Source organism: Verrucosispora sp. CNZ293 (assembly GCF_002754655.1).
Genome location: NZ_PEFR01000001.1, coordinates 4,162,002 through 4,184,879 on the forward strand (window position 1 = coordinate 4,162,002; position 22,878 = coordinate 4,184,879).

At 69.3% G+C, this 22,878-nt stretch carries 18 protein-coding genes and 1 pseudogene; 12 read left to right on the forward strand and 7 right to left on the reverse strand.

All coding sequences use genetic code 11. The features are described 5' to 3' along the window. Positions 1 to 17: 17 nt before the first annotated feature. A complete protein-coding gene (locus tag CLT74_RS18940) occupies positions 18 to 920 on the reverse strand; it encodes a radical SAM protein (RefSeq protein ID WP_099847720.1) in 903 nt (300 codons plus the stop codon). A gap of 292 nt (positions 921 to 1,212) precedes the next feature. Here CLT74_RS18940 and CLT74_RS18945 point away from each other — a divergent pair, with 292 nt between their 5' ends. From CLT74_RS18945 to CLT74_RS18965, 5 genes are read left to right on the forward strand one after another with little or no spacing between them, the layout of a single operon-like run. Further along, the gene (locus tag CLT74_RS18945) at positions 1,213 to 2,619 is read left to right on the forward strand and encodes an APC family permease (protein WP_099847721.1); all 1,407 of its coding nucleotides are present in this window, start codon (positions 1,213 to 1,215) and stop codon (positions 2,617 to 2,619) included. Then, positions 2,616 to 3,629, forward strand: a complete 1,014-nt coding sequence (locus tag CLT74_RS18950; RefSeq protein ID WP_099847722.1) for an acetamidase/formamidase family protein — start codon at positions 2,616 to 2,618, stop codon at positions 3,627 to 3,629. The genes CLT74_RS18945 and CLT74_RS18950 overlap by 4 nt, the downstream gene beginning before the upstream one ends. Before the next feature lie 11 nt (positions 3,630 to 3,640). Further along, positions 3,641 to 4,321 carry a GOLPH3/VPS74 family protein gene (locus CLT74_RS18955; RefSeq protein WP_099847723.1) on the forward strand — a complete coding sequence of 227 codons (681 nt, stop codon included), beginning with the start codon at positions 3,641 to 3,643 and terminating at the stop codon, positions 4,319 to 4,321. A 57-nt stretch (positions 4,322 to 4,378) separates the two neighbouring features. Then, complete coding sequence (locus CLT74_RS18960) at positions 4,379 to 5,323, forward strand: hypothetical protein (protein ID WP_099847724.1); 945 nt, start codon at positions 4,379 to 4,381, stop codon at positions 5,321 to 5,323. Between the two features lie 60 nt (positions 5,324 to 5,383). Then, the gene (locus tag CLT74_RS18965) at positions 5,384 to 6,034 is read left to right on the forward strand and encodes a GNAT family N-acetyltransferase (RefSeq protein ID WP_099847725.1); all 651 of its coding nucleotides are present in this window, start codon (positions 5,384 to 5,386) and stop codon (positions 6,032 to 6,034) included. 48 nt (positions 6,035 to 6,082) lie between these two features. Here the strand turns inward: CLT74_RS18965 and CLT74_RS18970 are convergent, their stop codons facing one another. Next, complete coding sequence (locus tag CLT74_RS18970; RefSeq protein ID WP_143697185.1) at positions 6,083 to 6,307, reverse strand: hypothetical protein; 225 nt, start codon at positions 6,305 to 6,307, stop codon at positions 6,083 to 6,085. On the opposite strand from CLT74_RS18970, the gene CLT74_RS18975 reads away from it, so the two are divergent. Then, on the forward strand, positions 6,299 to 7,330 hold the full coding sequence (locus CLT74_RS18975; RefSeq protein WP_099847727.1) for a hypothetical protein: 1,032 nt from the start codon (positions 6,299 to 6,301) through the stop codon (positions 7,328 to 7,330). The two genes, CLT74_RS18970 and CLT74_RS18975, sit on opposite strands and share 9 nt — an antisense overlap. 148 nt (positions 7,331 to 7,478) lie before the next feature. On the opposite strand, the gene CLT74_RS31445 is transcribed toward CLT74_RS18975, so the two are convergent. From CLT74_RS31445 to CLT74_RS18990, 4 genes are all read right to left on the reverse strand, one after another. Then, a complete protein-coding gene (locus CLT74_RS31445) occupies positions 7,479 to 7,655 on the reverse strand; it encodes a hypothetical protein (protein WP_486582411.1) in 177 nt (58 codons plus the stop codon). Between the two features lie 170 nt (positions 7,656 to 7,825). Beyond that, on the reverse strand, positions 7,826 to 8,323 hold the full coding sequence (locus CLT74_RS31450; RefSeq protein ID WP_486582412.1) for an rRNA adenine N-6-methyltransferase family protein: 498 nt from the start codon (positions 8,321 to 8,323) through the stop codon (positions 7,826 to 7,828). A gap of 88 nt (positions 8,324 to 8,411) precedes the next feature. Continuing rightward, positions 8,412 to 9,881, reverse strand: coding sequence for a site-specific integrase (locus tag CLT74_RS18985; protein WP_099847728.1), 1,470 nt, complete (start codon positions 9,879 to 9,881; stop codon positions 8,412 to 8,414). A gap of 200 nt (positions 9,882 to 10,081) precedes the next feature. Then, on the reverse strand, positions 10,082 to 10,402 hold the full coding sequence (locus CLT74_RS18990) for a helix-turn-helix domain-containing protein (protein WP_199172217.1): 321 nt from the start codon (positions 10,400 to 10,402) through the stop codon (positions 10,082 to 10,084). A gap of 1,824 nt (positions 10,403 to 12,226) precedes the next feature. Here CLT74_RS18990 and CLT74_RS18995 point away from each other — a divergent pair. From CLT74_RS18995 to CLT74_RS19015, 5 genes and pseudogenes are all read left to right on the forward strand, one after another. Then, entirely contained in the window at positions 12,227 to 13,093 is an 867-nt protein-coding gene (locus CLT74_RS18995; protein WP_099847729.1) for a hypothetical protein, read from the forward strand. A gap of 415 nt (positions 13,094 to 13,508) precedes the next feature. Beyond that, complete coding sequence (locus CLT74_RS19000) at positions 13,509 to 14,477, forward strand: replication-relaxation family protein (RefSeq protein ID WP_158240277.1); 969 nt, start codon at positions 13,509 to 13,511, stop codon at positions 14,475 to 14,477. Positions 14,478 to 15,091: 614 nt separating this feature from the next. After that, complete coding sequence (locus CLT74_RS19005; protein ID WP_099847731.1) at positions 15,092 to 16,030, forward strand: replication-relaxation family protein; 939 nt, start codon at positions 15,092 to 15,094, stop codon at positions 16,028 to 16,030. A gap of 386 nt (positions 16,031 to 16,416) precedes the next feature. Beyond that, positions 16,417 to 16,803: pseudogene (locus tag CLT74_RS19010) on the forward strand (very short patch repair endonuclease); the annotation flags it as partial. A 469-nt stretch (positions 16,804 to 17,272) separates the two neighbouring features. Then, positions 17,273 to 18,586 (forward strand): ATP-binding protein, encoded by a 1,314-nt coding sequence (locus CLT74_RS19015; protein WP_199172218.1) that lies wholly within the window; start codon positions 17,273 to 17,275, stop codon positions 18,584 to 18,586. Here the strand turns inward: CLT74_RS19015 and dcm are convergent. After that, complete coding sequence (gene dcm / locus CLT74_RS19020; RefSeq protein ID WP_099852369.1) at positions 18,576 to 20,528, reverse strand: DNA cytosine methyltransferase; 1,953 nt, start codon at positions 20,526 to 20,528, stop codon at positions 18,576 to 18,578. The genes CLT74_RS19015 and dcm overlap by 11 nt on opposite strands. 363 nt (positions 20,529 to 20,891) lie before the next feature. Here dcm and CLT74_RS19025 point away from each other — a divergent pair, with 363 nt between their 5' ends. Beyond that, positions 20,892 to 22,877, forward strand: coding sequence for an AIPR family protein (locus CLT74_RS19025; RefSeq protein WP_099847734.1), 1,986 nt, complete (start codon positions 20,892 to 20,894; stop codon positions 22,875 to 22,877). Position 22,878: the final 1 nt, after the last annotated feature.

A 22,878-nucleotide genomic window follows, 5' to 3' on the forward strand; every position in this document is an offset into this window, starting at 1 on the left:
GGCGCCTTCTCCCTTTCTCACGGACGTGGCGCGGTAGCGGTTGCGGATACCGGCTGCGGCGGCTCGACGAGGTACGCCATGCATTGCGACAGGACGAGGACACGTTTCGCCGGGCACGGCTGCGGCTCGGCAGCGGGTTGAAAGGTGCCGTCGTAGAGGTTTCCGTAGCTGGTCGGCACCGAAGCGCACCGCCGCACCTCACCGGTCACGGTCACCTTGAACGACGTCATACCTGCAGTGCAGGGCTGGCCGCGGAAGGCAAGCACCCCGTCGAGGTACGGCCGGTTGAAGGCGTACTCTCCGGAGTTCTCCAGGATCAGCGCACGCTCCGCGTCGGTGTACGACTCCGGGTACCGGCGACCTTCGTGGACGCCCTTGAACACCTTGGCTCGCAGCGGATCTACTCCGAGGGCCGCCAGTGTGGTCAGGTCCTCACGTAGACGGGGTAGTAGCGGCGGGAAGAGCACGTACAGGGCCACCACATCGAATCCGGCCCCGCGCAGGATCCGGAACGACTCGGCATACTCCGCCATCGGCAAACCGAGACGTTCACGCTCTGATACGTGTAGGGCCGCGACAATCTTCGCCACACGCAAGGGGTCCACCTCGCTAGCGAATCGGGCGACCAGCTCGGGCGACGCCAGGTTGGTGTTGATGCTGATCCAGTTACGGCGGGTCAGCCCGGCGCAGAGGTCCACGAACCCGGGGAACAGGAAGGGCTCCCCGCCCGACATGTGCACGAGGCAGGTGCGGTTGAGCTCATCAAAGCGCTGAACCACCAGCTTGGGATCAGGTTCGTCCAGGTGCTTCTTGTTCAAGACATAGCGGATCTGCGGGTGGCAGTACTCGCAGAAGAAGTTGCAGCGGTTCGTCAGGTGCCAGTCGAACTCCCACTCCCACGGCACCGGATCCGGCGTCATCGCTGACACGCGCACGGTCCACCTCCCCACGGTCGTCGCCGAAACCACTTCGACGGATACCGATATCTTTCGTGCCGAGGGCGCGCCTGGGACACCTCACGCTGGGGTGTCACGGTGGCCCCTCACCATGGGCTGTCTTGCCCTCCGTGATCACGTAATCGTTCATTCGGTCCGGTACTGGCGCGTGTGAGACCGGATCACCGAAAGCGCATGACCCACGGGCGCGTCAGTCCCAAGAGACGTGGCTCCGAATGCGCTTTCCTTGCGGTTCGATTCAGGAGGCGGTTCCCGAATGTATGAGCAGAACGACTTGAGCCGTTACGGCTATCGACAGGAACTCGCACGTCAGCTGCGATTCCGTGACCTGGTCGCCTACGGCTTGGTGTACATGGTGCCGATCGCGCCGATGGCGATCTTCGGCAGCGTGTACGCCGGCTCGGGCGGGATGGTGGCCCTTGCGTACGCCGTGGGTGTGGTGGCGTTGGTGTTCACCGCGTTCTCGTACGCGCAGATGGTGAAGGCGTTTCCGATGTCGGGCAGCGTCTACAACTACGCCGGCCGGGGCATCAGCGCGCCGGTCGGGTTCCTGGCCGGCTGGGTGATCCTGCTGGACTACGTGCTCGTACCGGGACTGCTGTACCTGGTGGCGTCGGTGGCGATGCACGCCACCGTGCCCGCGGTGCCGGTCTGGTTGTGGCTGCTCGGGTTCGTCGCGGTCAACACGGTCGTCAACTCGGTCGGGATCCGGATGACCGCGATGGTGACCCGGGTGATGCTCGTCGGCGAGTTGATCGTCCTGGCGGTCTTCCTGGCCGTCGCCGGTTGGGCTCTCGCCTCGGGCAGGGGCCGGTTCAGTTGGGAGGCGTTCTACAACTCCGACACGTTCACCTGGTCCCTCGTGGCCGGGGCGGTGTCGATCGCGGTGCTGTCCTTCCTCGGCTTCGACGGCATCTCCATGTTGGCCGAGGAGACCAAGGGCGGTTCCCGGCAGATCGGCCGCGCTATGGCCGCCGTCCTGGTCCTGGCGGGGGTGCTGTTCATCGCCCAGACCTGGCTGGCCGCGATGCTCGCCCCGGACCCCGGCACGCTCCTCGCGGAGGGCGATGTGAACGGCACCGCCTTCTACGACGCCGCCGCCGTGGCCGGGGGAGGCTGGCTGGCGACCCTGTGCGCGGTAGCGACCGCGATCGCGTGGGGCCTGCCGAACTCGATGGTCGCGCAGGTCGCCACCTCACGCCTGCTGTACGCGATGGCCCGGGACCGGCAACTGCCCGCGTTCTTAGCGAAGGTGTCGATCCGCCGGAACGTGCCGATCAACGCGACCCTGCTCACCGGCGCCGTGTCCCTGGTCCTCGGCCTGTACATGGCCACCCGCGCCGACGGGATCACGCTGCTGTCGTCGCTGATCAACTTCGGGGCGATGGTCGCCTTCCTGGTGCTGCACGTCTCCGTGGTCGTGCACCATTTGATCCGCCAGCGTAGTAGCAACTGGTGGGCGCACCTGGTCATGCCCGGGATCGGGTTCGCGATCCTCGCCTACGTGGTGGTCAACGCCAACATCGCCGCGCAACGCCTCGGCCTGGCCTGGCTCGCCATCGGCATGGCCGTACTCGCCGGCCTGTACCTGACCGGCCGCCGGCCCGCCCTGTCGGGTCTGGCGCCCGCGCAGCCGCAGGCCCGCCACGTGGAACGGGTGTGACCGCCATGGACACGATCACCTACCGTCCCGCCCGCGACGAGCTCGCCTACACCTTCGGCGGCCGGATGCCGGTGGCCCACGTCCGCTCCGGCGACATCCTGCAGGTGCACACCGAGGACTGCTTCGGCGGCCTCGTGCGCGGTCCGGCGGACCTGCCGTCGCAGGTGTGCCGGATGCCGTACCTGAACCCGGTTTCCGGACCGTTCTTCGTCGAGGACGCCGAACCCGGCGACACCCTCGCCATCCACATCGCCTCGATCATCCCCGCCCGCGACTGGGGCGTGTCCTCGACATTCCCGCACTTCGGGGCGCTGACCTCCACCTCGCACACCGCCACCCTGCAGCCGCCACTTGAGGAGCGGGTGTGGGTGTACGACATCGACCGGCAGGCCGGCACGGTCCGCTTCCACGCCACGGAAACCGACCACACCGTCGACCTGCCGCTGGACCCGATGATCGGCACGATCGGGGTCGCTCCCGGCGGGTTCGAGGCCCGCTCCACGATCGTCCCCGACACGCACGGTGGGAACCTGGACACCGCTGAGCTGCGCGCCGGAACGACTCTCTACCTGGGGGTGACCGTGCACGGGGCGATGCTCGCCCTCGGCGACGGACACGCCCGCCAAGGCGAAGGCGAGGCCTGCGGCGTCGGGGTGGAGATCGCCACAACCACCACCCTGACCATCGAGGTCATCAAGGGCACCCCGACGGTGTGGCCCCGGCTGGAGACCGACACGTCGATCATGTCGGTCGGCTGCGCCCGGCCCTTGGAGGATGCCTACCGGATCGCCCACTGCGACCTGGTCGGCTGGACCAGCACGCTCACCGGTTTGGAAGAGCTCGACGCCTACCAGTTGGTGTCGCAGGCCGGCAGGGCGCCGATCGGCAACGTGTGCGACCCCAACTACACGGTCCTCGCCGCCGTCGACAAGGCGCTACTTCCTGCCCCGACCGCCGTGTACGGCGGGGTGCACGCCCGGTCACGGCAGCATGTGGCCGGGCTGCGGTAGGAGCCACCGCGATGACCGCGTCAATTCCTCAGCTGCCATTGCGGGACGAGCTGTTCCTGCTCGGCCACAACGACGACACCGGCCAACCCCACATCCACCGCCAGGCCCTCGCCCTCGGCATGGCCGGTGCGGTCCTGATTGACCTGTTCCTGGCCGGACGGATCGCCCTCGACGACTCCGAGGGCGCTCGCCCCGTCGGCGAACAGCGGATCCGGCTGCACCGCGACCGGCCCGTCGGTGACCTGATCGCCGACACCGCCATCGCCTCCGTCCGCTACGCCAATCCCGCCCCGACGCTGCGGGGATGGCTGACGTGGTTCGCCGAGGACCTGTACGAACGCACCCGCGCCGGCCTGCACGCCGGCGGGATCCTGCACCGCACCAGCCGACGCCGCCTCGGCGGCCTCGCCCGCATCGACGTCTACCTCGCCACCGACACCAAATGGGCGGTCGTAGCTCGGGCCCGGCTGCGCTACCTCGCCGCCGGACGCGAACCGCCGGACAACCACACCGCCGCCCTCGCCGGCCTCGTCACCGCCCTCGGCCTGACCACCCACCTCTACCTCGACGACACCACCACCGTCACCGGCCAGCTGCGGGCGATCGCCGAACAGCACCACCGACCCGTACGCGACATCACCGCCGCCGTCGACGCGGCCATCGGTGACCTCGCCACCGCCGCCTACCGCTGACCCCACCACAGCCTCCCGGAGCCATTGACCGTGATCCACCCACCTCACCCACCCGCGATGCCCACGGATCTGCCGGCCCGCTGGCATCGACGGCCCGCCGCCAGGATCACCGCCGCTTTGTCCGTGCTATCCCTGCTCGTCGTAGCCGCCCTCGCCCCCGCCTGGTCCGCCACGCGACCTCCCGCGCCGTACAACAGCGGCTGGTGGGTCACGCCTCCCGCCCGAACGAGCACCGCACCGTGTGAGATCCCCGCGCCACTGACCGCCGCCGAGCTGCGCGCCCTCGCCGCGCGGACCGCCGCGGCGCCACCCACCGCCCTACCCGCACCGCGGCCAGCCGCCGACGCGCTTCCCAAGGTCGCCGCCGAGGCCACCTGTGACGTCCCGGGCCGGTTCTCGCTCGTGCAGATACGGCAATGGGCCGCCGACACCCGCATCGACGCAGGACGCGCGACCAGCACCGTCGTGGTCTTCGAACAGCGGCACTGGCGCGCCGACAACGGATCCGGACGGGCAAGCATGCGCCACCCGCCCGGCCCACAGCCCACCACCGACGAGATCTACCCGCCGGGCACGCTCGACGGAGCCATCGGCCCGATCGCCCTCGCCCCCGCCGGACTCAGCAGGCAGATTGCCGGCATCTCGCCGCCGTACCTTGGCCCGTCGGCGGTCCTGCACGCCATCGCCAGCCTGACGACCTGGCGCACACCCGACCGCGACGCCCGCACCGCGATCCTCACCCTGCTGAGCCACACCAACGGGCTCAACTACCACCCCGCCGTGCGAGACCGCGCCGGGCGCCCGGGTGCCGGCGTCAGCGCCACCGGCGACGGCGGGGCAACCCGCGTCCTGCTCGTCCTGCACCCCAGCACCGGCGAGGTCCTCGCCTACGAACGCGCCCACTTCACGCCATCAAGGCGCGGCCACACCCGCACCGGCGACGTCGAGGACTACCTGCTGTTCAGCATCCACACCCGCACGAGCACCAACAACACGCCCTGACACCGCGCCGCCAATCAAGCGGCAACTCCCAACCGCTTCCGGACTGTTGAAGGGATCCTCATGGACGCCACTGCTCGTATCCGCGCCGGCCGCTGGGCCGACAGAGACATGGTCGCCGCGCTCATCGCCGACGCCCTGCACCCCGACCCGCTGGCCGCCTGGCTGGTGCCCGAGGCGACCCACCGGCGCCGCATCCTCACCGAGGTGACGGCAATCTGGGTGGAACACGCCATGTTCTACGGCGACACCTACGTCACCGACGACCTGAACGCCGCCGCAGTCGGTTTCCACCGCTACCGCAGCATCCCGCCACCGGCCAACTACCGCAGCCGCCTCACCGACGCAGCCGGCGACCATGCTGAGCGCTTCGAGATCCTCGACGGGCTGCTCAGCGCGCGCCGGCCCGCTGAACCGCACTACCACCTGGCGTTCCTCGCCGTCGCGCCTGCCGCCCAGCGGCGAGGTGTCGGCGCGGCGATACTCGCCCACCATCGCCACAGACTCGACCGCGTCGACCTGCCCTCGTGGACCGACACCATCGGCGAGTGCCAGAACGTCTACACCCGCTACGGATACACCCCGCAGGAAGCCGTCCGGCTGCCCGCAGGCCCGGTCATCACCCCGATGCGCTGCACCCCCACGTCGGGCCCCGATCCACTGGACACCGTCAGCGCGGCCGGTGGCTCGCAGGCCAGCGGTCTGGGCGTTTGATCCGCGCGATGGCCTCACGAACCGAACCGTGGCCGATCCTGCGCCACGTCACACGAGGTCTTGGACGAGACCGTGCCGGTCCAGGACGAATCCGACGAGCGTCGTGCCCGCCGCGACGCCCTCGCGCCCGCTGATCCCAGAACTCACGCCCAGGACCGATCCGACATGCCACACCCCCGCAAGTACCCGCAGGATCTCATCGACGCCGCGGTTTCCCGCGTACATCAGCAGCGCGCGGCGGGCGACCACCGTGCCGTCACCGCTGTGGCCCAAGAGCTGAACCTGCAGCGCCGGCTCGTGCAGAAATGGGTCACCGACGCACGTCAGGCGACCGAAGCGTCAACTGCCGCACGGGAAGGGTCTGCTCTCCAGCGGGCCGACGACGCCGACCCGTGGGAGGTGGTGCTGCCGCCGGGGCTGCTGTGGTGTCGCCTCTGCGCCCAGCCCATGACCGCGGTCATGGACTGCGGCGAGGACCTCGTCTACGACTGCCCACCCGGGTGTTGCCGCCCCGGCCTACCCGCTGTGCTCGTGGTGGATGCCATCGGCCGCGCCGTGCTGCGTCACGCACCCCGCATCGTGCCCACGACTCTGGCTCACCCCCACAGCCCACTGATGGGCGCGGCCTGCGCCGGACGGGTCATCAGCCGCGTGACTGCCGGGCGCACCTGCACCGATCTGCGCATCACCTGGCGACCCGTCGTCACCAGTCTCGTTCCAGTCACCGAATACGTCGAACTCGCCCGCAGCCTTGCCGCCAGCAATCCCGCTCACGCCCGGGAACTCCTGCACGCCGCGCTGGCCGCCGTCGACCCGACCACCGCGCCGGCCGACCCCCTTCACGCCGACGCCGCCGGCATCCTCGGCGAGGTGCTCATCCGTCTCGGCCACCCCAGTGCGGCGATCCGCTGGGCCACCTACGCCCACCACGCAGGCACCTACCTGCACGGCCCCGCCGCCGGCACCACCCTGACGGCCCTGCACACTCTCGCCACCGCGCACCGCCTGGCCGGGCATCACCAGCGCGCCTATCACCTCTACCGCCACCTCGCCGAGCAACTCGCCACCACTGCCGGGCCCGAGGCGCACCGCACCCTCGCCGCGCAGGCGTCACTCGCCGTCGTTCTCCACCAGCTCGGCCACTGCGCCCGCGCGCGGAGGCTACTCACCGACACCATCTCCGCCCACCGACACGCACATCCTGGACACCCCGCCAGCGACCGGATGGTCGGGCACCTCGCCCGGATGTGGCAGCACTGCGCCGAGCGGCGACACCACCACCCGGACGCGGGATGACAGATGGTCGGTACGCAGCCAGGCCAGAACGATCCGGACCAGCTAGCAGACATTGCCCCAGGCCAACTAAGGGGCTCGGCGGTGGGCGCCCTGCTCCAGCAGTCCCGGCTGGCCCGAGCCCTGTCGAAGGTGACTCCGCTGGCACTCTTCAGGCGTCCGCTGCCCGATCTGTGCGACCGGTCCGAAGGGCAGAGCCGTTTCGGCGCGGCGCCGTGTACAGCGCGGTGACGTAGTGGTCGGCCACCGTCCCGCCGGGCTGGCCGGCGACCACCTCGGCGACGCCGTCGAGGAACGCCTCTCGCCGGTCAGCACTCCTCTCACGCACGTTCGGGAAGGTCCCCCACAGCCCGCGCACACGGTGCGGCGTCAGCTGGTGCTCCCAGCGGATCATCTCGACGCGGACGGGACCGAACCAGTCACCTGCCCGCAGTTCCGCCGTTCGTTCGGCGACTCGCAGGGGCGCTGGCACGCCCGCCGGGCCGCGCCCCTGCGCCGCTAGCCACCGTCGGTAGAGCGCGTCCAGGTCCGTGCGCCAGGGCGGGCTGCGCTCGAGGTCACCGAAGACGGTCCACCACACCGCCAGTCCTCCGTCCGGCCGGACCAGGCGGGCCAGCCGCCGCACCGCCGCAGCCGGGTCCAGCCAGTGGGAGGCGGTGGCGCAGACCGCCAGGTCGAACGGTGAGCGGGCAGCGCCACGGTGGCAAAGTCGCCTTCGATCACGGTCACGTCGCGGCCGGCCAGGTTCGTTCGCAGCCGGGCCGCCAGGCGGCCACCGAGTTCCACCGCCAGCACCGACGCACCGGCGGCCGCGAGGGGACGGGTCACCTGCCCGGTTCCGGGTCCGATCTCCAGGACGTGGGCACCGGGCCGCAGCCCGCAGTCGGCAAGCACCTCGTACACCCGGCGCGGATAACCGGGCCGCGCCGCCTGGTAGTTGTCCGGATCCTCGTCGAAGCTGCCCCGCCGGCTCAGCCGCTGGTCGTCACCGCCCACAGCGCGAGCGTATTCGCTCGCGTGACCGGTATTCCGGCCCTGCGGGCCCGTACACGCTCAGCCGCTACCGTTTCGGTGAGGGTAGGTCTCACCCCGCCTTGCGGGAACCGCGGCTCCTCTGGTTGATCTTCTTCGCGACGGCGTCGGCGGCATCCTGGTGCAGTTGTTTGGTGACGCTCTGGTAGGTGTCGCGGGTCAGGGTCGTGGTGGAGTGGCCGAGTTGGTCGGAGAGGACCTTGATGTCGACGCCGGCGTCGAGGGCGATGGTGGCGGCGCTGTGGCGCAGGTCGTGTAGCCGGATCGGCGGTAGGCCGGCTTTGCGGACGAGCCGGCGGAAGCGTTGGGTGACGGCGTTGGGGTGCCAGGGCTGCCCGTCGAGGCGGACGAAGAACAGGCCGGTGTCGGGCCACGCCGGGCCGGCGGCGAGTTGCCACTGGGCGCGGCGGGCCTTGTAGGCGGTGAGGACCTTGACGGTGTCGGCGTCGAGGGCGACGTCGCGGTTTCCGGACCTGCTCTTCGGGGGTTTCTGCACGGGTGTGTAGCCGTGGGTGGCGATCTGGTTGTTGATGGTGGTTTCCCGTCGGTGCAGGCGGACCTCGCTGTCGCGCAGTCCGCAGGCCTCACCGCGACGGGGCCCGCGGTAGGCCATGTAGTGCCACAGGGGATGCAGGTCCGGGGCGTGCCGGGCGGCGTGGTCGAGGAAGTCCACGACCTGGGCGTCGGTCCATACCATCACCGGTCCGGGCACCTGTCCGGTGTCCTTCCAGCGCTGCACGCGTTCGTCCTCCCACACGATCGGCAGCGGCCGGTCACCCGGGGTCTTGACCAGCGCGGCCGGGTTGGAACCGACGATCAGTTCGTCGGCGAGGGCATCGTTGATGGCCTTGCGCAGGCAGGCGCGGATGCGCTGCCGGGTCGTGGGGCCGGCGGGCCGCACCCCGGCCGCCGACCTGCGCACCGCCGGGTCGGGGCTGGTCTTCGCGGCGCGAATGTCGTCGTTGCGGCGTTCAATCGCGGCGAACATGGCACGGACGTGGCTCGTGCGCAGCTTGTCCAGCGGGACCTCGCCGAGGTGCGGGATCAGGTGCACCCGCACGATGGACTCGTAGCCGCGCAGGGTGTTGTCGTCCACGGCGAGGTGGGTCAGCCAGCCGGTTAGGTAGTCGGCGACGGTGGGCGCGTCAGCGAGGGGGCCGTCGCCGCGCAGCCGCTGACGAATCCGGTCGACCTCGGGCAAGGGCCGCTTGGTGCGTGCGGCGTTCTGGAGCAGGTCGCCGATCTCGGTGCGGCGGCGCCGGTCGCCCTTGGCGAGGGCGAGCAGTTCGCGCGCGTGGTCGAGTTCGTCGGCGGCGGCCCGGCGGGTGGGTAGGCCGGAGCGGCGTAGTTGCCGGCGCCCGCCGTCGACGGTGGGTGGGAGTTCGAGTTGGTAGGTCCAGTGCCCGTGCTCGGAACTCCAGGCGCGGTTGGGGCGGCGCAGCTTGGGACAGTCGTTTCCAAAGGGCTTGCCGGTGTCGGGGTGGCGGCAGCCGCAGCGTTTGAAGATGCTTCCGTCAGGCATGGCAGGTGGTGCTCCTCGATCAGGTGGGGGTGCATCGGTTTGCGCTGATCGACATCCACGCGTGATCCGCGGACACGATCAAGTCGCCGGGACCGTCGTACGACGGTCCCGGCGCAAGGTCGGGGACTGGAAGAGAACCGCGCGCGTTGGCGCGGCGTGAGGGCTGGGGCGGGATGAGCTCCCGCCAGCGCGGAAGGCGCCTACGGTGGGGCACTCGTGGCGCCGGCGGCACGCTCCGGCGTGGTACCCGGGTCCTGCAGGTGCAGGGCGGCGAGCAGCGGCGCCGTCGGTATCCGGTAGTGGGCGCCGACGCGGAAGTGCGGCACGGGGAACGCGTCGCGGCGGATCAGCTTGTAGGCGGCGGAGCGGGACATGCCGAGCACCGCCGCGGCGGTAGCCAGGTCCGTGCTGACGCCCAAGCCGTGGATTAGCTCGGCCGTCCACGCCGGCTCCCGCTCACCGGCAGCCGACCCTTCCCCGGACTGCGGTGGCACGGTTCGATTGCGTCTGGGCGATCTCATGGTCATCTCCTTGACGGTAGGCACGGGCGTACAGGTCAGGCCCGGGGCACGGTGGTGACGCTGGATGCCGGAGACGGGCTCAGACCTCACCGCCGGATCGCAGGAGCAGATCCGATGGATGCTGATCTGGTCCGGCGACATCCAGCACGGCCGGCCGGTACGACTCAAGCAGCGCTTAGCTCGGCGCTCACCCATGTCGATGTCGGCTCCGACGCCCTATCGGTCGGGCGCTGACATCTGTAAACCGGCGTCTGTGTGCCCTGGCGAACGCCTGCCTGACTCACCGCCACTCACGACGGCTCACAGAGCTGCCCGTCCGGCCGCTCGCCGGGCCAGCGCGCGGATGTGCCATCGCCTCGACGCCACCCCCGGGACAGTGACAGAGGTCGATGACACGGCGGGTGGTGTGACGGTCCACGGGCGCTCCGACCTCGCGTCCGCCGACGGCTCAACAGCGGTGCCAACATGTCACACACCGCCTCGGCGACAACCGGTCGGGCACTCACGCACGTCGATGACAAGTTGTCCGCGGACATGCCCGCCGCCGACGGGCGCCGACACAGCTTGTGGGCGGTTGACACACCCGCCCAGGCGGCGCGGTGATGTCATGCCGGTTTGGCCATCGCCATCACAGGACGGACTCTCGTCGTCGACGCCAATGCCGTTTCATGCTGGCGACACACGCGGGACTGCGTTGTCCCGGGCCTGCTCAGCGATCCCACCGGACACTTTGTCAACGACGGACATCGATGACACGCGCGACGTCGCGGACACCGGGCCGGACACGGAGGACACGCTGTTCCCACCTCGATGCCATGGCCGCGCGCACGACACCGATCGCCATTTCTCAGTTCCGTCTGACCGCCGGTGAACGCGTGTCCGGACAAAGTGACACGGCGCTCATGCCGACGTTCCTGTCCTCGCGGACGCGGTCGCCGCCGGCCGAACGGACAACCTGTCAATCGACCGCCCTCGTTGACCCCAGTTCGCGCGCTTTCCGGGCGAGGCAGCCGGGACGGAGGTTCCCACCACTGGTGCTCATACTCCGGCGACCGACATGGGTGAGACGCCGGGCATGACGCCCGGGGACGGGGACGCGGCAGATGGTCGGGATTCGCGCCACGCCGGTGTCGTCCGCTGGCCTACCGGTCGTGCCGGCAGCGGATGCCACCCGCTGCGAGTCGCTGTGAGTCTTCGTGAGCGGCTGTGAGCCATTGTGAGAGGAAGGGTGTATAGGGCTTGGCAACTCTCTTGTCGGACACTTCTCGCACCGGCCCCTACGCTCACAGCCCTGCTCAGAACCCCTCGCGCGAGGTGACCAGCGGCGCTGCCACCTCGGCAGCGAGACATGGCTGCGGCGCACCTTCGATGGCACGAAGTTCAACGGCGCTGTCAGTCCGATGCCAGCCAAGATAATCCAGTGCCAACGACAGTGATCCGATCGCCGATGACGGACGAGATTCGCTGACCAGACGTGCTGGGTCAGCGGCTGTGAGTGTCTGTGAGCCGCTGTGAGTGACCGTGAGCGGTGGCGCGAGCCCGACGATCATCACCTCGTCGCTGAGCCGTCCGGGTGCCGCCCATGCTGCGCTTCGTTGGCTCACAGCCCTGCTCAGCCGTACCGTGGCCCGTCCGCGTCGCCCGTCTGGCGCCGGACTGACGCCCGAGTTCGGGCGGGGCGCAACGGCGGTCCGTTGGGGGCAAAGAGCGGTCCTGACCTGGGCTGTGAGCGGTTGTGAGTCGGTCGTGGCGTAATCGGCATCCCAGCGTCGCCAGAACACGGCGGCGATATCCGATGGTCTCTCTGACCGAGGAGTACTGATCATGAGGGTGTCCGACACAATCTGGCCCGACGCGCCCCGGGACGCCGTCGACGTCGCGTTCGCGGCGCTGACCAGCGACCCGGCGCCCCTGTCCCTCGACCTCGACGCGTTCGGTCCGGATGTCGGCCTGCCGACGGGTGTCGTGGCGCTGCCGGCGCTGCGGGACTGGCTGCTGGCGAATCCGCGCGCCTACACGGCCCGCGACGCGGTGTGGCGGGAGCTGATCCGTCGTGCCCGCCTGGACGGGCCGCAGTGGGTCATCGCCGCGGTCGGCATGGCGATGCCGGCGCTGCGCCGCTACGCGAGACGGTTGTCCGACGGCTACCGCGGTGACCCCGACGACATCGGCGCGGAGATCCTCGCGGGATTCCTGGCGGCGCTGCGTGACCACGTGGACATGGCCCGCCGGGCGCCGTACGCGTCATTGTGCCGGGCCGGATGGCGCGCCGGACACGCGCTGCGCCAGCAGGCCAGCGAGTTCGTTACGGTCGAGGACGTGGAGCGCGTCACGGGACCGCGGACCCCGCAGGTGCCCTACGGGCATCCCGACGTGCTGGTACGCCGCGCGGTGCGCCTGGGGATCCTCGACGCCGACGACGAGCAGCCCTACATCGACGTGCGGCTGGGACGGCGGGCCATTGATCAGATCGCGGCCCGGATGGGCATCAGCACCGACGCCCTGGGCATGCGGTTGGGGCGCATCGACACCCGCCTTGCCGAAGCTCTCGCCAGCGGCCTGCTGACCGGCGCGGCGTCCCCGCAGGCCGCCGAGGCGTTGGCGGCGCGAGCCGAACGCCGGGCCAGCCTGCGCGCCGCCAGCCGCCGCCGCCTCTCCACCACTGCCGCCACGTCGACGGCAGTCGCGTAGGTCGGCTCCCTCTTCTCGCGGCGCCGTCACTTCCCCCGGTGAGGGCTCCTGGGACGGATCACCTCAACTGGGGAAACCCCTCGTTGTGAGTGGCTGTGAGTGGTTGTGAGTGGGGCAGGCGTTCGCCAGAGCACACAAAAGGCGGTTCCTTTAATGACGGCGCCAGAAGCCGCGCTCGGGTTCTCGCCGTACCGCAGATACCGGCCGGCGATCCGGCCGCGCGGACCAGCCGATGTCGTGCCCGGACGGCCGTCCGGGCACGGAGCGGCGATCTGGCACCGCACTGTCACCCGCCGCGACGCACGACCGCGGTGCGTGATCCGCCCGAGGTATGCCGCACCGACGCGGTCGCACAGGCGTTCATCCACCCCTGCCACCCCCTATCCGGGATGGCACCACCTTGGAGGAAACGGTCATGTCGACCACCTACCATCCCCAGTTCACTGTCCCGTCCACCCGATCGATTCCCGCGGAGCTGCTCTTGGCCGAGAGCGGCCGCATGCGCCTGCCCGACTGGTGGGCCGTCGAGATGCTCGCCGAGCACCGCGTCCTGACCACCGCGCAGCTCACCGCACTCGGCTTCGCCACCACAACGGCGTCGGCCACCCGACGTCTGGCGATCCTCGCCCGACGCGGCTGGATCGACCGCCTCTGGAACACCGGCGCCGCGGCCATCGCCGACACGTGGTGGTGCCTCGGCCCGATCGGCGCCCAACTCACCCCACTCGGCGAAGACCACGACGTCACACCGGCGCAGGTTTACCGGGCCCGCGACCGGCTCCGCGAACACGTGGGCCTGCCCGGCCTGCTGCGGGCCAACGACTTCTTCGTCGACCTGGCCACCCACGCGCTCACCGAACCCGGGAGTGACCTGCGCACCTGGTGGTCACCGCGCACCTGCCGATACGTCACTGCGGCGCGACATGCCGCCTGGCACGGCGAGTACATCCACGACCGCGACCGCCACGCGTTCTGGTACCAGCCCGACCCGGGCCATATCCGTCCCGCCGACCTCGCCGACCGCGTCCACGCCTACCGGCGGCTGGCCGAACAAACCGGCCTGGCGACCCTGCTGTTCCACGCCGCCGACCCGCAGCGCGAGCAGGACCTGCGCCGCTACCTCGAGCGCCGCAACACGCGGCACCTCACCGTCGTCACCAGCAACCCCGAGCACGGCCACCCGGCCGACCCGGTCTGGCAGCCGATCGGCGAGACACACTGCCTCGCCCTGACCGACCTTCCCCCCACCCCCGATCAGTGGCCGCCCGACACCGTGACCTTCAAGGAGGTACGGCCCCGAGCCCCACACCCCATCTACGACCCCGAACGCCCCTACGACGAATCCGTCGCCAACGGCACGTACCACTACCCGCCGCGCCCCTGACCAACCGACCGCGGCTCCTCGACCGGCCCACGGGCCGGTCGAGGAGCAGACCGGGGCGGCCCACGGGAGCGATCACCCGGTCGCTGTCAGGGGACTGTCGGAGGTTGCCGATCAGTTCGAACCCGAACGGCAACGCCTACGGCTCTCACACCCCAGGTCACAGCCGCTGTGACCAACCTCGATCGACAGGCGACTGACACTGCCCGTGTCACCGGAAGTACGCCGCACGCGCCAGACCAGGGAGATTCGCATGTCCAACCAGGCTTGCGTACAGCGACTGCGGACCTCCGGTCACTTCCGCCCGCTGCGGCCGCGGGGCACACCAACCTCCCCCTGCACCCTTGGAGCAACAACGATGGTCACCCCACACCGCGAACCTCACCAGCGTCACCGGCCCGATCCACAGCCATCCTCACCGCACCGTCACGCCGAACCCGCTGTGCCCGGCGCTTCAGCAGTCAGTGCCGATCTCCGTTCTACCGTCCGTCTTGATCCTGCCCCCCAAACTGACCCCTTACGACCGCTCACAGCCCAGGTCAGCCCCGCTGTCAGCAGTCCGGGACCCCTCCAGACAGACCCTCCAGTCTCGGGCCTCCCCCCAAGGGCTTCTGCCCATGGGTAAACACCTACCGACCGCGGATCCGCTACTACGCCTACAGGCCAGCATCACCGCCCGCGACGACCGGCTCCTCGGCTGGCTCTACGACCACGGCGTGCTCACCACCGACCAGATCGCCGCCGCCCTGTTCCCATCCCTGGACTTCACCCAACGCCGACTACGCCGCCTCACCGCCCTGCGCGCGGTCGACCGGTTCCGACCCCACCGGGCGTACGGAGGCTCCCACCCCTACCACTACGTCCTGGACCAACTCGGCTACGACCACGTCCACGCCCAACGCGGACTCCCACGAGGCCGCCGGGACCAAGCCCGCCGCCGCAAACAATCCCTCACCAGCCGGCCGGACCTGCCGCACCTGCTCGGCGGCAACCAGGTCTTCATCGACCTCGCCGCCCACGCCCGCACCCACCCCGACACCGAGCTGGCCCGCTGGCAGCCCGCCTCCTCCTACCACGAACCCGGCACCCTCTACCGCGCAGGCAGCGACCCGCACATCATCATCGCCGGAACGACCGGCTTCCCCCGCCCAGACGGCGCCGGGATATGGACCGAACACGGACGGTCCGTGCCGTTCTTCCTCGAGTACGACACCAGCGGCGAGAACCTGCAGGTCCTCATCGACAAAGTCATCAAATACGAGCGGCTGTACACGATGAGCACCTGGGCATGGCCGGTGCTGCTGCACCTACCCTCCGCACGACGCGAGGCGAACCTGCACCACCGCCTCGCCGGCACCGGCTTGGAGACGGTCATCGCCACCACCACCGCCGAACTACGCACCGCACTCGCCGCCAGCCCCGCCCACCAGATCTGGCAACGACCCGGCAATACCGGCCGCCACCGCCTCATCGACCTGCCCTACACCGACACCCACCACGACGACCAATACCCCGCCCACGACCAGCCCACCCCGGAAGAGCGGGCCGCCCAATGAGAGGGAGCGGAGCACATGGCGCGTGCGGCGGCCTGAAGGCCGCCACGCCGCCGCCCCCACCCGCCAGCTCGTCGGGCCGGTAACCGTCACCCGCCGCACGGGCGCGCACCGAGCGACCGGAGCGGACTGCGCCTCGATCGGAAGCTGTCAGAGTCTGTCAGCCACGCTGTCCGGCGACAGCGCCCGCACTCAGATGGGAGGGCGCCGAGATCCCAGAGTCCAGGTCGACACCTGCCGAAGGTACATTGGTCAGCGCTGAGGACCGCGGCGCCCGACCCGGAGGAGGCCGCAGGTCGATCGACTGCTCTCAGTACTCAGAACGCGAGGGCTGCCTGGCAGATAGAGCGAAAGTTGGCCGCCGGTGAGTGACCCCGTCGAGGTGTGCGATGACGAACTCCAGCGATGGCACCTCCACGCCGCACGACGGCTCTCATACCTGGGTGGCCACAGCCCAGGGGTCTCACCTGCGAGGACGGCGTACACGCAACACGTTGCCCGAAATGGCGCTGCGCCGTGCCGTGCACGCCCTCGGTCTCCGATTCCGCCTCGGACGAACCCTGTTCAACCGCAGCCGACCGGACCTGGTGTTTCCCGGTCCACGCGTCGCGGTATTCGTCAACGGATGCTTCTGGCACGGGTGTCCACAGCACGGACCGTCGCGATTCCGCGGACCCAACGCGGGCAGATGGGCAACGAAGATCGCGACGAACCAGGCTCGCGATCAACGGATCGACAACGAGCTGACCGAGGCCGGTTGGCGCGTTGTCAGAGTGTGGGAGTGTGAGGTGCGTCGAGAGGTCGGGGAGGCGGCGCGCCGGGTTGCCGCCGAGGTACGCGGCCCGTTGATCGCGGACATCATCCCCGCGCCCGGCCCGCTGGGCAGCCGCCGACGAGAGCCCTGACTCCCGGATGGTTCCGGCGTCGCCCGTTCCTCGAACGTTGCGCAGCGTTGCGGTCGAGCGACAACCGGTCGTGAATGAGCCGGCTCGGTCGTACCGATGTTCTAATGTCGCTGGCGTGTCGGGCGGAACGATGCCTAGGCGTCTGGAAAGCCAGACGCTCCTGTCGTCGGAGTGGGTGAGCCTCGGCGCCTCATCCGGATCCGCCCACCTGACGTGTGTGTCGGCAGTTCTTGAGGCAAAAGACTGATCGCTGGCCCACAGGTGTGCGTCCCGCAGGATGGGGTGCGCAGGAGTATGACATCCTGGTCCCCGTCGTCGTTGTCGGAACGGAGGAAGCGTCGTGAGCGCACGGAACATGTACAGCGTGGCGCCGTCTGCTGCACGGTTGACCGACTCGCTACGCGACATCGGCTACGACTTCCCGACCGCCGTGGCTGACGTGGTCGACAACAGCGTCGCCGCAGGTGCGAGCCGCGTCGAGATCGACATCGTGTTCGACGGGGCCGAGTCGTGGGTGATGATCGCCGACGACGGCGAGGGCATGAGTGGCAGCGGCCTTTTGGAGGCGCTGCGCTACGGCAGCCGGCGGGACTACGGCCGGGGCGATCTCGGCCGGTACGGGCTGGGCCTGAAGACCGCCTCACTGTCGCAGTGCCGATCCCTCACGGTGGTGAGCCGAAGGAGGGCTGCGACGGCCCGCACTGTCTCGCGGATGATCGATCTCGATCTCATCGCCGAGGTGGACGACTGGGTCGTCGCGGAGCCAGCGAACGATGAGCAGCATTCCCGCGCTCGCGCGACGGTGGCGGACACGGGGGGAACCGTGGTGCTCTGGCGTGGGCTCGACCGGGTGCTGCCGGAACGCAAGCCAGAGGGTGGTTGGGCGCGCCGCCGGTTGGAGGCGCTGGCGGGTAGGACGGCCAACCACCTGGGTACGGTTTTCCACCGTTTTCTCGAGGGTGAGGTCGGTGGTGGCCTCGTGATCTCGGTCAACGGTGAGAAGGTCCGGCCGTGGAACCCGTTCGCCCCGGACGAGCCGGCGCGGGAGGTGCTTCCTCCCCTTCGTTTCGAGGTGACTGTCGGTGAGGCCACCGGAACGGTGGCGCTGCAGCGGTACGTCCTGCCGTCTCGTGACCAGTTCACCTCGCAGGCGGAGTTCGAGCGGCTGTCGGGACCGCTGAACTGGAACCGTCAGCAGGGCCTGTACGTGTACCGCGCCCAGCGACTGGTCCAATGGGGTGGCTGGAACGGGATGCGGGGCATCGACGAGCACACCAAACTCGCGCGTGCGTCGCTGGACTTCGACACCGACCTCGACGTGGTGTTCAACATCAACGTCGCGAAGATCAGGGTGGCGATGCCGCCGCAGTTGCGTCAGCTGCTCGAGCGTCCCGTGCACGAGCTGTGTATGCGGGCGGACGATGCCTACCGCAAGAACTCACGCGTCGCCTCAGCGGCCTCGAACGACTCTGAGCAGCTGGCCGTGGTCTCCCAGGCTGAGGCGTCGGGGATGACGCCGCCCATGCCGGTCGTCGGACTGGCGCTGCGGGCCGCGGCGATGCGTGCCGGCGAGTACGCTGCCCTGCAGCGCATCGGGGAGACGTTGCGGGCCGAGGCTCCCGACGTCGCTGCGGCGCTTGGCTTCAGAGGCTGACCACCCGCTGCCGTTCGGTGCCGCGTCTTGCTGCCTCGCTGCATGCCTTGTTCAGCGGGCACCGGGCGCAGGCGGGTTTCGTGGGGCGGCAGATCGAGGTGGCCAGCTCGATCAGTCCGAGGTGTGCACGCCGTGCGTCGGTGTCATCGCCGATCATTCGGGCAACGGCCAGACGCCCGGCGGTCATCCTGTGGCTACGTTCGACGTGCTCGCCGGTGAATCGGGCGGCGACGCGGTGGGTGCCCTTGGTGATGAGCACGGGCTCTTCCGCGTTGTCCTCGTCGCGCGTTGGGATCGCGAGGACGGCGAGATCGACTACCGAGGCGTCCACCCCGCGGAGGCTGTGGATCTTGTCGTCGTCGAGTAGGTCCGGTTGCGACGTAAGCGTGCGCGCCAGCTCGAGCAGCCGCTCGGCGCGGTGTTCGCGGTTGATCCACCGCCCGATCTCGACGAGTTCGTCGCCGGCGTCGACGGTGTCCTGCGGCTGCTCCCATCGTTCGAGCAGTGACCAGAGGATTCGGACCTGCTCGGGTGCTGCCCGGTCGAGGAGCATCTCCGCGGAGATGACCTGCCAGCGTGTCCGGGCGCGCAGCCACGGGAGGGCCGGCTCGTCGAGGTCGTTGAACCAGGCGGCGAGGGCTTGGGCTATGTCGCGGCTGCGGTACGGAGTTGGCCTCGGTGCGTCCAGTGCCGCCATCACTGCGCGCCCGAGCTGGGTGCCGAGCGCCGGGGGGACGGCGTTGCCGATCTGGCGGAACGCGGCCGACGGTGGACCGGCGAAGCGGAACCAGTCGGGGAAGGTCTGCAGCCGCGCGGCCTCGCGCACGGTCAGCGTGCGGTCCTGTCGGGGATGGATGTACCAGTAGCCGTCCTTGGCGATGTGCGCGGTGATGGTGCGGGAGTAGGTATCCTCGCTCAGGCGCTTGTACTTGTCGTCGAAGATGTCGTCGCGGTAGCGCTTGACGTCCGCCGGTAGGTCCGAGTATCGGGTGCCGGCGTCCATCATGTCGAAGGCGCGCTGGTCGTCCTCGCGTACGGGTCGGGTGATGTGGTCGAAGACCTTGCTCGTGTCCGCTGGTGCAACACCGTGACGCATCTGCCTTTGGAAGGCAGATGCGGGGCCGGCGTAGTCTGACCAGCCGTCGGCGCCACCCTTGGGCCTCCAGCCGCCCTCGACCTCGGGTAGGTCGCTGATCGCGTTCCACACCGACACCCGGTCCGGCACCTCCGGCGGCCAGTCGAAGGCGATCCCGTCTCGCAGTGCGACCAGGATCAACCGCTGACGGAACTGGGGTACGCCGTAGCGCAGGGTGTCGACGACCCGTTCCTCGACCGCGTAACCGATGGACTCCAGCTCGTGCACCATGGTGCGGAGGATGAACATCTCCCGATCGAGTGCCATGTCAGGGACGTTCTCCATGATCACGGCAGTGGGTTTGGCCAGCTGGATGACCTCAAGGAAAGAGCGCCAGAGGTCCCGGCGCTCGTCGTGCGCCGGGCGGAGGCCGTGACGGACCTGGTGACGGATCAGTGAACGGCCCGCCCGGGAGAAAGGTTGGCAGGGTGGGCCGCCGGCGAGCAGCTCGATCCCCGCCTCCTTGACCAGGGTGGCGATCCGCCTGACGTTGGCGGACTCTCCAAGGTCGCAGTCGAGGGTGAGGCCCGGGTAGTGGTGTCGGTGGGTCTCGACGGACTCAGGGTCGCGGTCTGCCGACAGGGCGACACGAAAGCCTGCGTGGGTGAGACCAAGACTCAGGCCACCGGCTCCACTGAACAGGTCCGCAGCCAGCCTCTCCCCCTGCTCACGGCACGTTGCCGCGAAGCGGAGGAACTCGTCGTCGTCCTCGCACGCCTCGGGGTGCGGCGCAAGGCGGACGAACGGGCCACGCACGAGCTTGACGCCGTAGCCCGCGCGACGCCGTTCGGCGGCATCGTCCGTCACCCGTGTCACCTCCCGATCGGTCAGAACGCACTGCGCAGGTTACCTCTGCGGTCCGACGCCGCGCGTCGGCCGCCCCGCATCGTCACGACGGGTCGAGGTTGCTCGGGGTTTCTCGGACTCCGGTCGCGCCAGAGGTGGCTCTGTGGAGCCGGAACAGGACCGATGCGGTGATCAGACTCGGCCCGCAGGGTCTTGTCGGTCCTGTCCCTATCGTGGAGAGTTGGTGCCATCAGCGACCGAGTCGGCGCGTACCGTCACCTCACGTGCCGAGCAATCCTCCGGAGAACTGCATGCCCCTAACGAGCCCGCTCGGGATGTGCGGCCCGTTTCGCCGTGCCCGTGTCCTGCGGCACAGGGGTATGCATGGCTGAGTTGGACGTCAGTGCCTACGCGCACGGCCTCATCGAGGACGTCAGGGCCCAGGCCGAGATCGAGGGTTGCGACCTACAAGAGGCCTTCACCCAGCTGATGCTCGACCAACTGGCGGCCGACGGACACACCGAGGATGCCGTGGCGGTGCGCTTCAAGGACCACGGGGTCGAGGTCAGCGGGTACGGCGCCGCCTCCGACGACCGCTCGTTGGACCTGTTTCTTACCCATTACAGCCCTCGCGCCGACGACGACCACAAAATCGGTCGCGCCGAGGTTGAGGCGGCGTTCAGACGCCTGGAGAACTTCCTGTCCCGCTGTGTCGCCGGCACCCTGGTCAGGCGTGACCGCTCCTCGGACGTGGCCGGTCTGTGTGCCGCTGTCAGCGAGAGATTCGGTCGGGTCGAGTCGGTGCGTCTGGTTCTAATAACGAACGCTCGTAGCGTGGTCCGCGACGGCATCGCGCCCATGCTGTTCGAGGGGCGGCACGTGAGCCGCGAGTTGTGGGACCTACGACGTATGGCCAACTGGTCGACCTCCGGAAGCAAAGCCGAGCCGATCGTTGCGGAGTTCCCGGAAGGTCTGCCCTGCCTGGCGACCCCGCGAACCGACGAGGACTACTCGGTTCTGTTGGCCATCGTGCCCGCCAGCGGACTGGCCGAGCTGTACTCCGCTCACGGGGCTCGGTTGCTGGAGCTGAACGTTCGCTCCTTTCTGCAGGTACGCGGCGCGGTCAATCGAGGAATCCTGGACACCCTGAAAAACAACCCCGAGCGATTCCTCGCCTACAACAACGGGATCGCAGCCACCGCCTCGAAGGTCGAGTTCGACGAGACGACGTCCGGTCAGCGGATGATCCGCCGCATCCACAACCTCCAGATTGTCAACGGAGGCCAGACCACTGCGACTATTCACCACGCCCACCGCAACAAGGTCGACGTCGGTGCCGCGCACGTGCAGATGAAGCTGACGGTTGTCTCACCCGACCGGCTCGACGACATCGTCCCGCAGATCTCCGCGTACTCCAACACCCAGAACCGGGTCACCGCCTCCGATCTCAAGGCGAACAGTGCATTCCACGTCGACGTCGAGCGGATCATGCGGACCCTGTGGGCGCCGCCCAGCCCTGCCCATCCGCACGACACCCACTGGTTCTACGAACGGGCCCGCGGCCAGTACGCCAACGCTCTCGCCCGCGAGGGGACGCCGGCCCGTCAGAAGGTGTTCAAGGCCGCCAACCCGTCAGCCCAGAAGTTCACCAAGTCCGACCTGGCCAAGTTCGAGCACTCCTGGGGTATGGAGCCGCACCTGGTGAGCCTCGGGGCGGAGAAGAACTTCACCCTGTTCTCACAGCGGCTGGACGAGCATCCGCCGGCGGTGGACAAGCAGTACTGCCGGCACCTGGTGGCCAAGGCGATCCTCTTCAGGAAGGTCGACAAGCTCGTCGCCAGACAGAACTTCGGCGGGTACAAGGCCAACATCGTTACCTACACCGTCGCGAAACTCGCCCATGTGACCAGCCAGAGGATTGACCTCGACCGCATCTGGCGCAACCAGGACCTCACCCCCGCGCTGCAGGACGCAGTAACCGACCTGTGCCCGCTCGTACAGAAGATCATCACGTCGCCGCCCGAGGGCCGTACCAACGTGGGCGAGTGGACCAAGCGCCCGGAGTGCTGGACAGCGGTACGCGAACTGGACTGGGTCGTCCCGCCACAGCTGGAGACGGAACTCGCCGACGTCGACACCTACGGCGACGACCTGCAACTGGTCCGAGGCACCACCGGTGCCGACTGGAGCGACCTTGCCGCCTGGGGTGCCGCCACAGGGATCCTCAGGCCGGAGCAACGGCAGTCGGCGACCGAGGTCGCCCAAGCCCTGCATCAGGGTTGGGACCCCGCTGGCAAGCACCTGCGCGGTGCACTGGACGCCATGCGCCACGCCCGACGCAACGGTTTTCGTCCGGTCAACGGTTTCTGAC